A 12437-nucleotide genomic window follows, 5' to 3' on the forward strand; every position below is an offset into this window, starting at 1 on the left:
AACTGGAGGAATTGCACAATGTACGCGATCATCGGTATCATAGTCCTGATCATCATGGTTTTCGGCGGCTTCATGCTCAGCGGTGGTGCGATGGGTCCCGTCCTGGCGGCCATGCCCTACGAAATGCTAATCATCGGCGGCGCCGCCATCGGCGCGATGGTTGCGGGCAATTCGCTCGACGGCCTGAAGGCTATCGGCGCGGCATTCAAAAAGATCTTCAAGGGGCCGCAGCACAACAAGCAGGACCATATCGATGCGATCGCGCTGACCACGCAGCTGATGCGCATGCTGAAGAATGACGGCCCCGTCGCGCTCGAGAGCCACCTCGACGATCCGGCCAATTCGACCGTGTTCAGCGAGTATCCGAACCTGCTCGGGAACAAGGCGCTGATCGCGCTGATCTGCGACACGCTGACGCTGCTGGTGGTATCCTCGGGTACGCTCGAGACGCATGCGGTGGAAGAGGTGATGGACAATGCGATGAAGACGCATTTCCACGAAATCCACGAGCCGCAGCACAGCCTCGAGAAACTGTCGGATGCGCTGCCCGCACTCGGCATCGTCGCCGCCGTGCTTGGCGTGGTGAAAACCATGGGGTCGATCGACGAGCCGCCCGAAGTGCTTGGCAAGATGATCGGCGCGGCGCTGGTCGGTACCTTCCTCGGCGTGCTGCTCGCTTATGGTGTCGTGGGCCCGCTCGCTGGACGTCTCAAGCAGGTGCTGGAACAGGACGAGCAGATCTTCCACGCTGTCAAACAGGTGATCATCGCCTCGCTCTACGGCCATCCGCAGCCGCTGGTGGTGGAAAGCGCGCGATCCAGCCTCGGCCACACGGTGCGTCCTGGCCTGAACGAACTCCTCGACGCGCTGCGGGGCCGGTAAGATGGCCAGTACGCCCGCGGGTCGCAACGACCCCGTCCCCGTCATCGTCAAGAAGGTCACCGTCGTTCAGGCGGGGCATCATGGTGGAGCCTGGAAGGTCGCCTATGCCGACTTCGTCACCGCAATGATGGCCTTCTTCCTGCTGCTCTGGCTGCTCGGCGCGACGACCGAGGACCAACGCAAGGGTCTGGCGGATTATTTCACGCCGACGCTGGTCAAGACCAAGGAACAAAGCGCGGGCGCCGATGGCGTGTTGAGCGGCTCTTCGCTGGTCGATGTCGACAATTATCCCCATGCCGCCGGGCAGACGGGCACGCAGACGCTGACCGTGCCGCGCGATGCGACCGGCGGTCCGAAGGAGGGCATGGCTAGCATCAAGCGCATCCAGCTGCGCGTAACCGAAGCCACCGCCGACAAGGAACGCCTCAAGCGGCTGATGCGCCAGGTACGCATGATCGATACCACGACGGGCATCCGGATCGATCTGGTCGATGACGCGGACTTCTCGATGTTCTCGCTCGGCACGACCGTGCTCACAACCGATGCGCGCGATCTGCTCGCCGTGGTGGGCGAGGCGATCGCACCCGAACTGGGCAAGATCACCGTGCGCGGCCATACGGACGCTCTGAAGTATCGCGATCCCACGCGGGTGAACAACTGGTCGCTTTCCGCGGGCCGGGCCGAAACCACACGGCAGACGTTGATCCGCAACGGTATCGCCGCCAACCGTTTTCGCCGGATCGAAGGGGTTGCGGATACCGAACCGCTGATTTCGGGTGATCCCGCCGACCCGCGCAACCGGCGGATCTCGATCTCGCTGGAGGATTGAGGGGCGGAGCGCAACAAGCGCTCGTCTAGCGACGTCCCCAGCGGTCCATCTTGCGGTAGATCGTCGACGGATTCACGGCCAATTCCCTCGCCGCATGGGTGACATTGCCGTCATGACGATCGAGCGCGGCCTCGATCGCCATCCGTTCGACCTGGGCCAGCGTCATGCCCTCGAAATCGGGGGCATGTCTCGGGGGTGGGGTGGGTGATGGCGCCAGGTCCGGCGAGGCGGGCGGCAGAGCTTCGAACGTTCGCTCCGCATGGGATGTCGCCTCGCGCAGCGGCTGGAAATGGCCCGGTGCCAGGTCGGGAATGTCGATCGATCGTCCGGATGACGTGATCGCCGCTCTGCGCAGCACATTCTGCAACTCACGAACGTTGCCGGGCCAGGGATGGGTCAGGATCGCAGCACGGGTCGCGCCGCCGAGTGTGATTGCGGACCGGTTTTCCTCGCGCGCGATCGCGGTCAGGAAATGGTCGGCAAGCAGCAGGATGTCGTCACCGCGCTCGCGCAGCGGGGGCAAGTGGATCGGGATGACGTTGAGGCGATAGTAGAGGTCTTCGCGAAAGCGGCCCTCGGCCACCTCGCGCAGGGGATCGCGATTTGTCGCGCAAACGATCCGCACATCGACCGGCTCGGCCTTGGCAGAGCCGACACGCTGGATCATGCCCGTCTGGATGAAGCGCAGCAGCTTGACCTGCAGCTTGAGCTCCATCTCGCAGATTTCGTCGAGGAACAGCGTGCCGCCATCGGCCGCCTTGGCCGCGCCGATGCGATTCTCGATCGCTCCGGTGAAGGCGCCTTTGACATGGCCGAACAGTTCGCTTTCGAGCAGGTTTTCGGGAATGGCTCCGCAATTGATCGCGACGAAGGCCTTGTTGCGGCGGCGCGAGGCCGAATGGAGGGCTTCGGCGGTCACTTCCTTGCCGGTGCCGCTTTCGCCGGTCACGAAGACGCTGGCCCGCGAATCGGCAACCTGCTCGACGGTACGGAATACGGCCTGCATGGCCGGCGATTGTCCGATAAATCCGTGAAAGCGCGTGTCGTCGGATTCCGTTGCGGTGTTCTCCGGCTGGGGCGCCTCCTGCGATCGCTCGACCGCCGTGCCGATGGTCGCGAGCAGCCGGGAGCCGGCGACTGGCTTGACCAGGAAGTCGAAGGCCCCGAGCCGCATCGCCGCGATCGCCCGCGAGAGCGATCCATCGGCCGTCACAACAACATATGTCGGCGCATTGGCATCGCGGTTCTCGAGCAGCGACAAGCCGTCGCCATCGGGCAATTGCAGGTCGAGCAAGGCCGCAGCGAAACGGGTCGAGGTCAGCGCTTCGCGCGCTTCGGCGAGGGAGGCGGCGAGCGTCACAGCATAGCCAGCCTCTTCGAGCTGGGCGGCGTAGCCCAGCGCGAGCGACGCGCTGTCTTCGATGATCAGGACGGCTGGTTTCGACATCGACTATCCCGCGAGTGCGAACTCCGCTTGCGATCCATCTTCGCTGGCATGAACCCATTCGAGTTTTCGCTCATCGCCGAAATGGCGCATCGCGCCGCTCACCAGTCCATGCGCGATATGCGCGAAGGGGCGATGCGAGGCATAGCGCACGTGCAGGACATTACCTTCACAATGGGTGGTCACTTTCGGTGGCTGCGCGTCGGGGTAGAGGACTTTGACCTCCTCGTGGATATGGTCGCCAACATGCGCCAGCAATGCCTCGGCATCGCCGTAGCGCCCGACGATATCGGCGTAGAGCACGGTAAAGCGATCGAACAGATAGGCGCCGAACTGCTGGCACAAATCGGCGAAGTCGGCACCGCTCTCGCGCGAAGCGACTTCGACCACCCGTACGGCCTCCTGCCAGGGATACTGGCCGATCCGCGAATAGGCACCGCCATGCGGCAGGTCCGCGTCGGCCAGCACCTTTTCGGCGAATGCCGGCCCACCCGCGCGATCGAGAAAGCCGACCAACTCCGAAAATACGATACCCTTCACCACCAACTCCTGGGTTCCTGCATGCACATGCGAAACGCCATGCAAGAGCCGTGCCGCTCCTAAAGCGCCAATCCGGGGCATTTTCAGGGTCATTTCGCCGCAATATGCGAAAAGCCTTTGCAAATTGCAAAGAGCGCCGCCGCATTTTGCAAGGGTGCCCTTCGCAAATTGCGATGACCAGCGCTGAAAACGGCAGAATTCTGCGATTGGCACGGTGCTTGAACAGGTGTCGTCACCAATCAACGGAGATGTGACGTGCCCCGATCGAACATACGAAATGCGAGCCTCAGCCTTGCCGTCGGTGCCCTCATGGCGGGGTGCGTGTCGGGGCCGGCCCCCGCCAACCACCGCGCCGCGCTCTATGCCCCGCACCAGGCCGCAGCCGACCGCGGCGGCCATCCCGAGGGTGACTGGATCGCCTCAGCGCCGGTCGCTCGCGGTGCCCCGACCTGCGATTGGCAGGTCCCGCGCGAGCTCGACACCTATCGTCGCGCATCGATCGGAGAATTCGTATCGGTCAACGCGCCGCTCGCGGCGGGCGACCGGCTTGTCATCCGCATTCTGGGCGACAGCGATCGGCTGTCCGGCACTTACGTCGTCGAAACCGACGGCACCGTCCGCCTGCGCGGGATTGCCCCAACCCGCGCAGGCGGCGGCTCGTTGCAGGATCTCGAAACGGCTTTACGTGGCCGCTTGCTCGCGGCCGGGATAGTCCGGCCGCTGCGCAACGCCGTGTCGGTCTCTCTGATCGAGGCCGCTGGCGTGTCCGTGGCTGTCAGCGGCGCCGTGTTCGAACCGAGCGCGGTCCGCGCGGGCGAGCGGACCCCGGAAAGCCGCATCGGACTCAAGGAAGGTGCTGTGACCGGCGATGCCAATGTCGCGCGCTCGGTCGCGACCGCCATTCGTGCCGCGGGCGGCGTGCGCCCCGATGCGGATGTCCAGCGGATCTTTCTCCTCCGCGACGGTGCCTATGTCGAACTGGACCTCTCCGGCCTCGTCAACGGCTGGGCCGCTCGCGATGTGCCGATCACAAGCGGCGACCGGATCATCGTGCCGAGTCGCAACTGTTTCGACGCCAAGCTGGCGCGGCCGACCCCGCTGACGCCACCGGGCATCCGCGTCTATATGTCCAACCTTACCCGCAGCGCGAACAACAATGCCGGTGCCGCCATCGGCAAGGACGCCACCTCGCTGCCCTATGGCACGCGCCTGCTGCAAGCGCTGGTGGCGGCCAATTGCGTCGGCGGGAGCTACATGCAGTCCGATCGCCGCGCGGTCCTGATTTCACGCAATCCGATCAGCGGACGTAGCGTGGTGATCGAGCGCGATATCGAGAAGCTGGTGCGCGAGGCCGATCGCGATGCCTACGACCCCTTCCTCATGCCGGGCGACGCAATCGCATGCTACGACAGCCGCTGGACGAACTTGAGCGAAGCGATCGGGCTCGTGTCACAAGGCGTCAGCACCGTGACCCCCGCGATCCTGCTGGACAATGCGCTGTGATGGATGTTGCATCGCCCCCGGTGGTGCCGGCCCGCTCGCGCTTTCTCGAAAGCGCGTGGGTGCTGGTACGCGACGGCCTGCCATCCGTCGGGCGCTATCGCCGCTATTTCGCGGCGCTGGCCGGCCCGCTCGCGGTGATATGGTGCGTCACGATCGCCTATCTGATGTTTGCGCCCGATCACTTCGACAGCCGGATGACGCTGATCCTGCCGGGCACGGGCGTGGGCGGTTCGCTCAATCTCGAATCGATCGGCCAGGCGACCACCACCACCGCCTCGGCCTTTTCCAGCCCTTCGCTGAGCCCGACCGAAAACTACAAGCGCCTGCTTACGTCCGATATCGTGCTGCGCGATGCCGCGCGGCGTGCGGGCGAAGAAGAATCGGCGTTTCCCGCCCCTAAGATCAAGCTGATCGACCAGACCAATCTGATCGAGGTCGACATGCCCGCCGGCAGTCCGGAAACGGCGAAGCGGCGCATGCAGGCGCTCGAGGCGGCCTTCTTCGGCGCGCTCGATACGCTGCGCAAGGATGAGGCGGAAGCGCGCGAGAATGCCGATGCCGCCCGCATCGCAGAGCTCGAGGCCAAGGTCGACGAAGCGCAGAAAGCACTGCTCGACTTCCAGGGCGAAACCGGTCTCGTGTCGCTCGACCAGTTCGCCGGCCGCGTCACCGCGCTCGACCAGCTCAAGGCGAGCGAGCGCGACCGCCGCGTGCAACTTGCGCAAAGCAGGGCCGGGGCAGGGCGTCTTGCCGCCACGCTCGACATCAGCCTGCAAGAGGCGCGCATGGCGATGCGGCTCAAGGCCGATCCCGAATTCCGCAATCTGCTAACGCGCTATGCCACGGTCGCCGCGCAATTTGCCGAGAGCGGCGCGACGCTGGGCGATGTCCATGCCACGATGGAAGAGCTGGCGGTCGAGCGCGATGCCCTGCGCGATGCGCTGGCAAGGCGCGGTGCCACGGTCTCCGGAGCGCGCGAGGCCAACGTGCTCTCCTTCGCCGATCTTGCCGTTTCGGACACGCGCGAGCGGCTGTTCGCGGCGCTGACCGAACGCGATGCGGGCGGGGCCGGGCACAGCGCCGCGCTCGCCGAATTGCGACGCCAGATTGCCGCGCAATCGGGCGACGCGCAGCGCCAGGTCGAAGAGGCCGCGCGCCTTGCCGATCTGATGCGCGACCTGCGCGTGGCCGAGGCAGTGTTCAGCTCCGCGCTCGCGCGGCTCGACACCAACAAATCGGATCCCTTCGCCTCCTACCCGCTCGTCCAGATCCTCGAAGCGCCTTCGCTCCCGCGCACCAAATCGGCACCGTCGTCGCTGCTGGCGATCGCGGGCGGGCTGGGCGCCACCCTGTTCACGCTGTTCGGATTTCTGCTGCTGTGGCTGCGCCAGCCCATCATCCGCAAACTGCTGCCGAACGCATAGTCGGCGGCACGATCGCAGCGACCTGGCTGCTGTGGCTGGTCGGCGGGCTGTATGTCGCCGGGCCGGTGATCGGCTGGGTACTCGCGTTGCTGGTGTTCGGCTCGCTCTATCTCGACCGCAAGCCGGTCGGTGCCATTCCCGGCACGATCTGGTTGTGGCTGGCCGCGATGGCCGCGATGCTGGTCGTCCTCTGGATCGGACATGCCAATTTCGCGCTCGGGAGCGGGCAGACGATCAAGAGTTCGATCGGCTGGGCCAAGGGCTGGGCGCTTATCGCGCTCTTCCCACTGGCGGGTGCGGTACTCGACATCCGCATGGCGGTGATCGCGCGGGCGGTCTGCCGCCTCGGCATGTGGACGCTGGCGCTCCTGCCGCTGTTTCTGGCAGCCCCCTATCTCGGCTTGCCGGCGACGCTGTGGGTCTCGCCGCTCAAGGCGGTCGGCGGGCCGGGGCCGGAATATTTCGCGACCATACTCTATACGATCGAGCCCGGGGCGGGCACGCCCCGATGGCAGTTCTTCGCCCCCTGGTCTCCGGCCGCCGGGATGATCGCGGTGATCTATGTCTTCCTCGCCGCGCAGGAGCGCCACCTTGCCTGGCGCCTCGTCGGCATGGCCGGGTTCCTCGCGATCGCACTGCTCTCGCAGTCGCGGCTGGCGCTGGTCGCGCTCCCCCTGATCGCTCCGGCGGTCTGGGGGGCCGCCCGGATCGACCGGGGGACGACCTGGCTGCTGGCTGCCCCGGCATTGGTGTTCGTCGGCCTGTTCGGATTCGAACTGCTGGCTGCGTTCGACCAGCTGATGAGCGAGTTCAGCTCGGCGCGGGCGGATTCGAGCCGGGTGCGCGCAGCGCTCGGTAGGATCGCGCTCGACCGCTGGGAGAACGAGGCCTTCTGGTTCGGCCATGGCGTGGTCGAAAACGGCCCGCATCTCGTCGAATATATGCCCATTGGCAGCCATCACAGCTGGTATGGCTTGCTGTTCGTCAAGGGGCTGGCGGGAGCGCTCGCCCTGGCGAGTCCGCTCGCCGTGACGTTGGCCATCCTGTTCTGGCGCGCGCGCCATAGTGGCCTCCATCGCGCCGGCCTCGCCATGGTGCTGGTGCTGGTGCTCTATTCCTTCGGCGAAAACCTAGAGATCCTCGCCTATCTCATCTGGCCCGCGCTGATCGTGGTGGGCAAGGCTCTGGCCAGCCCGCAGCAAGCGAAGAACTGATCCGGTCTCTCTTCTCGCTCAGCTGATTGTCCTTTGAAATTGACTGCTCGAGCTCCGCGGTGGTGCCTGGGCCGGACGGGCGGCCCATTCCGCACCTCGACACGTTGGCGTTTCCTCGGGCTGGAGCGTCGCTTTGCTCTTCTCTACTTTCCGGTCCGCGTCGATCGCTATCGGGGTGGCGCTGCCCGGCTCCCACGAGACAATAGCCAAACATGCTCGTCCCCATCCACCGAGGCGGCGTGTGCCCAAAGGGAAACCGCCCCGCCCCCACCCGGATCTCCGGGGGGAACGAGGCGGCCCTTGCAGCGCCTGGATGGGGTCGCGAGTCAGGCGCTGGCAATTCGGGCCGACCGGGCGTCGGCTGTCGCGGGATTTCGTTCGGCGGCGCGTTGAATGACTGCCAGCCAACCGGAGATGATGGCATCGTGCTGGCGGGTGACGCCTGCGCGCGCGGCGCGGCCCATGGCGGGCAGGTCGGCATTCATCAGCCGCACGATGCCGCTGGCGATGTCCGCTGCGCCGTGAATCGGTGCCGCAAAGCCGGCGCCGCCGCGCAATTGCGCGGTCAGCCCATCGACATCGGCGACAAGCAAGGGTCGCCCGGCCATGCGCGCCTCGGTCGCGACCAGCCCGAAGGCTTCGTAGCGCGAGGGCACGATTACCGCGTCGCAGGCGGCCAGTCGGGGCGCCAGTTCATTGGTCGAGGGTTGCAGGCGGACATTGTCCAGGCTTTCCGCGAGCGCGGTAAGCCGGTCCTCTTCGGGTCCGGCACCGAAGAGCGTTAGCATGACTTCGTCCGCCCGAAAGCACGTCATTGCCTCGATCAGCGCGGCAAAGTTTTTCTCCCGGGCAAGCCGGCCGTAGGCAAGCAGCTTAAGCGGGCCCTGGCGCGGTTGCAGGTCGGGAATGGCATAGAGTTCCTCGCGCCCGCACCAGGGATTGATCGTAGCCAGCTTCTCCTGGGGAACACCGACGTCGGCGAGCCATTCCCTTTGAGCCTCGGATACAGCGACGACCTCGTCGACGAGGCGTGCGGCGGTCCGCAGCAGGGTGCGAAAACGGATGGGCGATGCGACCTGGTCCGCCTCGAAGGCTCGGGTGTAGCTATGTTCGACCTGCACGATCCGCGCGCCGGGATTTCGCAGCCTGAGCGACATCAGATAGGGTAGGCGGCTCCAGCAGGGTGGAACGTGGATGACGATGATATCGGCCTCGAGTCTCGGCGCCTCGCCCGGCCCCCGGCCCATGGCGACGCTGCACGAGTGCGCAATGCGCGTGAGGCGCGGGTCGTCGAACAGCGACAGCGCGCGGGTGACGCCGCCCATGCCGAAATCGTCGAGCAGGTGGACCATCCGGATCATGCCGCCGCGCCCAGGTAAGGCCGCGCAAGGCGCTGGAAACGGTCGGGTCCGGCAAGCAGGGCGAGCTTGATCGCGCCCCATGTCATGGCCGATTTGACCGGCTCCTCCCAGTGGATTTGCGGCGCGAGACGGGTCGCGCGCCCAAACAGGTCGTCTGCCAGATCGGCATTGCCCAACTGGATCGACCGGCGCGCCAGATAACGCAGCTGGTAGGCCCGCGCCCGGTCGCCGAATTTCGCGACGAGTTCTGGCGCGTTGGTCCGGGCGATGTCGAGCATGCGCGACCAGCTGATGTATTGCTTGACCACATTGGCCGACAGCGCGCCGCCGATGATGCGATATTCGGTTAGCAACCCGGCAATGCCTTCGAAGCTGACGCCATGGACCGACGCGAGGCGGACCCACAGTTCGATGTCTTCCGACTGGCGGAAACTCTCGTCGAACCAGCAGATCCGGGTCGGTTCTTGGGGATGGCGGAATGCTGCGCGATCGAGCGCCTCGCGCCGCAGGACCGGAGCACTGCCATTGCCGACCGGGTTGCGGCAGAGAATGTCGCTTGCACGCACGCCGGACAGTTTGGGCCGCATGGCAACCGCCATGGCCTCGCCGTGCTCGTCGATCATGCGCGAGCCGGAATAGCTCACGCCGATATGTGGATTGGCCTGCAGATGCACATAGTGCAGCAGCAGCTTGTCCCTGTGCCAGCGATCGTCGGAATCGAGCAGCGCGATATAGGGTGCGCGAGCATAGGCTATCCCGGTATTGCGGGCACCGGCCAGGCCGCGGTTGTCCTGCGAGATGATCCGGATGCGCCGATCGTCAAAGCTGCGCGCCAGCGTCCTTGAGTTGTCGGACCCGCCATCGTCGACGACGATCAGTTCGAAATCCTCGAAACTCTGGTCGAGGACCGACTGGATGGCTTCTTCGATATAGGCCTCGACATTGTATGCGGGCATGACGACGGACATGCGGGGACAGGTCATCTTGGGTCTCCTACGGATAATGGGATCAGGCGAAGATCGCGCTGCGCGCGCGGGACGGGATTGCGCTTCCTGCGATGGCGGCACCGGCGGTCATGACGCCGCGCGCGCCGCCGGACAGAAAGGCCTTGCCATCGCTCGCGAAGCCGCGGCGGACGAAATCGCGTGCGAGGGTCGTCGTCGCACCCGATCGCAGCGCCCGCCGCGCGAGGTAGCGACAGTACAGCGCCTCGCCGCGCTTGACGTCGATCCGGTCGGCCCAGCGACTGGCCAGCTCCTTCCAGGCGGCGAGCATGGCGGCGAAATCGCAGCTCAGCCCGTCAGCGCTCATGCGATAGCCGACCAGCGTTTCGGGAATGCCGCGTAGCAGGTGGCCATTGCCGACCAGGCGAGCGAGCAGGTCCTGGTCCTCGACATGGCGCATCGCGCGGTTGAAGCCGCCGATCGCGAGCAGTGTTTCGCGCTCCACGACCAGGTTGGACATGGTGCAGACGGCGTTTTCGACCACTACGTCCTCGAGCGCGCAATAACCCTCGGGCACGCTTGATTTCGTGCGGCCGGCGCGCAGCGGGCCTGCCCGATCGGGGCAGAAGGCGATCCGCGCAAAGCTTGCTTCGGTCTGCGGGTCGTCATCGTGCAGCCGTGCATGGCTGGCCAGCTTGTCGGCATGCCAAAAGTCGTCGGCATCGAGGAAGGCGATAAGCTCGCCGCTTGCCTTGGACACGCCCAGATTGCGCGCGGCCGAAACACCCTGGTTGGATTGCGAAGCCACGCGGATCCGCTCGTCTATGGCGGCATAACCAAGCAGTATCTTGAGCGTGTCGTCCTGCGAGCCGTCGTCGATCGCGACGATTTCGAAATCGGTCTCGCTTTGCGCCAGCACACTGTCGAGGGTTTCGGCGATGGTGCGCTGCGCATTGTAGGCGGCGATCACGACGGAAAATCGGGGCGTGTTCATGACATGGCTCCTTGGATGGAAAGCGTATTTCGGGTGGGGACGGCCAGCCTGAGGGCGGCTGCGGGAATGAAGGCGAGCGCAAGGCCGGTGCCGTATCCGATGCAGGCACCGGTCAGGCCGAATGGAGAGCCTGCGGCGAGGCCGGCAAGCGCGGCGGCGCTGGCGCAGGCGGTCAGCAGCGTCTCGCGCTGGGGGCGGCGTTCGACCCGCAGGGCCGCACCCACCAGCGATCCGGCGTAGAGCGGCAGGGCAGCGAGCGAGAGCAGCGCGATATAGGGCGCCGCCGGGATCCAGGTTTCGCCGAACACCAGCGGCACGTAGAAGGGAGAGAGCAAGGCCTGGGCGGCGACCACCGGTGCCAGCATGGCGAATCCGGCGGCGAATGCCTTGCGGAATTCGCGCTGGCCGCTCGCGTGACCGGCCTTGGCCAGATGCGGGAAGATCACCAGGTTGCAGGCGGCAACGAAGCTTTGCGTAATGCCGAGACCGGCATTGAAGGCGAAGTAATAGAGGCCGAGCACTTCGGTCCCGAACAGCGCGCCCACCACCAGCTTGTCGGCATTGAGCCGCGCGGCGGCGAGCATTTCGCTGGCGAGGATCGCCGGTCCGAAGAGGGCAAATTCGCGCCACGGGTCGGGGCGGATAGAGCGATCGGCGTGCCACGGAGTCGAGCGCCGGGCCAGCAGGGTCCACACGGGAGCGGCCAGCAGTTTGGGCAGGACGATGGCCCATGCGCTCGGCCAGACGAGCACCAGCGAAAGGGTCAGCAGGCTGTCGGCGATGTTCTGCGTCGCGGCGATCCGAGCCACGCTCTCCATACGCATGGCACGCATGGTCAGGAAAATCTGCACGAGACCCGGGGGCATGGCGCAATAGATGATCGCCAGCACGGCCAGCATCGCGCCTGCTTGCGGAAGGTCGAACAGCCAGGCGGCGATTGCCGCCACGCTCAATTGCACGCCGGCGACGCCGAGGCACACTATCCAGAACAGGCGATAGGCGGTGCGGCACAGCGCGGGCAGCTCGGCGTCGGAAGCGAGAATGAGCCGTTGGCCGATGCCCGCATTGGCAAGCACGCGGACCAGTTCGAACAGGCTCAGCGCCAATGCGGCGGTCCCGAACATTTCGGGCGTCACGCGGCGCGCGACGACGAGAAGCACGCCGAGCCTGATCACGCGCGTCGCCGCTTCGGCCGAGCCGAATGCGACCAGGCCTCGCACCAGCGGCGAAGCGGTGAGCGCATAAAATGATGAGCGAATGGCAGGCATGAGATCCTCGAATTGCGATTGCCGAGGACGTTTC

The 12437-nt window shown here is 65.8% G+C and carries 11 protein-coding genes; 5 read left to right on the top strand and 6 right to left on the bottom strand.

The features are described from left to right. The first annotated feature begins 18 nt into the window (after positions 1–18). Both motA and ASS64_RS10775 read left to right on the top strand, forming a co-directional pair. The gene (motA, locus tag ASS64_RS10770; RefSeq protein ID WP_067694040.1) at positions 19–882 is read left to right on the top strand and encodes a flagellar motor stator protein MotA; all 864 of its coding nucleotides are present in this window, start codon (positions 19–21) and stop codon (positions 880–882) included. A 1-nt stretch (position 883) separates the two neighbouring features. Next, positions 884–1711: a flagellar motor protein MotB gene (locus ASS64_RS10775; protein ID WP_067694043.1), complete on the top strand. Its 828-nt coding sequence runs from the start codon at positions 884–886 to the stop codon at positions 1709–1711. Positions 1712–1736: 25 nt separating this feature from the next. Here the strand turns inward: ASS64_RS10775 and ASS64_RS10780 are convergent, their stop codons facing one another. Then, entirely contained in the window at positions 1737–3158 is a 1422-nt protein-coding gene (locus ASS64_RS10780) for a sigma-54 dependent transcriptional regulator (protein WP_198147697.1), read from the bottom strand. Positions 3159–3161: 3 nt separating this feature from the next. Continuing rightward, positions 3162–3695 (bottom strand): heme NO-binding domain-containing protein, encoded by a 534-nt coding sequence (locus ASS64_RS10785; RefSeq protein WP_067695191.1) that lies wholly within the window; start codon positions 3693–3695, stop codon positions 3162–3164. 255 nt (positions 3696–3950) lie between these two features. Here ASS64_RS10785 and ASS64_RS10790 point away from each other — a divergent pair, with 255 nt between their 5' ends. Genes ASS64_RS10790 through ASS64_RS10800 form a run of 3 tightly spaced genes read left to right on the top strand, consistent with a single transcriptional unit; the run spans position 3951 to position 7836 of the window. After that, complete coding sequence (locus tag ASS64_RS10790) at positions 3951–5198, top strand: polysaccharide biosynthesis/export family protein (RefSeq protein WP_234002383.1); 1248 nt, start codon at positions 3951–3953, stop codon at positions 5196–5198. Next, complete coding sequence (locus ASS64_RS10795) at positions 5198–6622, top strand: hypothetical protein (protein WP_067694049.1); 1425 nt, start codon at positions 5198–5200, stop codon at positions 6620–6622. The genes ASS64_RS10790 and ASS64_RS10795 overlap by 1 nt, the downstream gene beginning before the upstream one ends. After that, on the top strand, positions 6577–7836 hold the full coding sequence (locus tag ASS64_RS10800) for a capsular biosynthesis protein (protein WP_067694052.1): 1260 nt from the start codon (positions 6577–6579) through the stop codon (positions 7834–7836). Before ASS64_RS10795 ends, ASS64_RS10800 begins: the two co-directional genes overlap by 46 nt. 326 nt (positions 7837–8162) lie before the next feature. Here ASS64_RS10800 and ASS64_RS10805 read toward each other — a convergent pair whose 3' ends face one another. The 4 genes from ASS64_RS10805 to ASS64_RS10820 are packed head-to-tail and all read right to left on the bottom strand — an operon-like array spanning position 8163 to position 12403. Next, positions 8163–9197 carry a glycosyltransferase family 4 protein gene (locus ASS64_RS10805; protein WP_067694055.1) on the bottom strand — a complete coding sequence of 345 codons (1035 nt, stop codon included), beginning with the start codon at positions 9195–9197 and terminating at the stop codon, positions 8163–8165. Then, positions 9194–10180, bottom strand: coding sequence for a glycosyltransferase family A protein (locus ASS64_RS10810; RefSeq protein ID WP_067694058.1), 987 nt, complete (start codon positions 10178–10180; stop codon positions 9194–9196). The genes ASS64_RS10805 and ASS64_RS10810 overlap by 4 nt, the downstream gene beginning before the upstream one ends. Before the next feature lie 25 nt (positions 10181–10205). Continuing rightward, positions 10206–11135 (bottom strand): glycosyltransferase family A protein, encoded by a 930-nt coding sequence (locus tag ASS64_RS10815; protein WP_067694059.1) that lies wholly within the window; start codon positions 11133–11135, stop codon positions 10206–10208. Next, positions 11132–12403 (bottom strand): oligosaccharide flippase family protein, encoded by a 1272-nt coding sequence (locus ASS64_RS10820; protein ID WP_067694061.1) that lies wholly within the window; start codon positions 12401–12403, stop codon positions 11132–11134. Before ASS64_RS10820 ends, ASS64_RS10815 begins: the two co-directional genes overlap by 4 nt. Positions 12404–12437: the final 34 nt, after the last annotated feature.

This window comes from Erythrobacter sp. AP23 (assembly GCF_001542855.1).
Taxonomy (GTDB): Bacteria; Pseudomonadota; Alphaproteobacteria; order Sphingomonadales; family Sphingomonadaceae; genus Qipengyuania.

Coding starts and splice junctions, on each gene's coding strand:
- ASS64_RS10780 (WP_198147697.1), bottom strand. CDS start 3,158: ATGTCGAAACCAGCCGTCCTGATCATCGAAGACAGCGCGTCGCTCGCG.
- ASS64_RS10810 (WP_067694058.1), bottom strand. CDS start 10,180: ATGACCTGTCCCCGCATGTCCGTCGTCATGCCCGCATACAATGTCGAG.
- ASS64_RS10775 (WP_067694043.1), top strand. CDS start 884: ATGGCCAGTACGCCCGCGGGTCGCAACGACCCCGTCCCCGTCATCGTC.
- motA (WP_067694040.1), top strand. CDS start 19: ATGTACGCGATCATCGGTATCATAGTCCTGATCATCATGGTTTTCGGC.
- ASS64_RS10820 (WP_067694061.1), bottom strand. CDS start 12,403: ATGCCTGCCATTCGCTCATCATTTTATGCGCTCACCGCTTCGCCGCTG.
- ASS64_RS10815 (WP_067694059.1), bottom strand. CDS start 11,135: ATGAACACGCCCCGATTTTCCGTCGTGATCGCCGCCTACAATGCGCAG.
- ASS64_RS10805 (WP_067694055.1), bottom strand. CDS start 9,197: ATGATCCGGATGGTCCACCTGCTCGACGATTTCGGCATGGGCGGCGTC.
- ASS64_RS10795 (WP_067694049.1), top strand. CDS start 5,198: ATGGATGTTGCATCGCCCCCGGTGGTGCCGGCCCGCTCGCGCTTTCTC.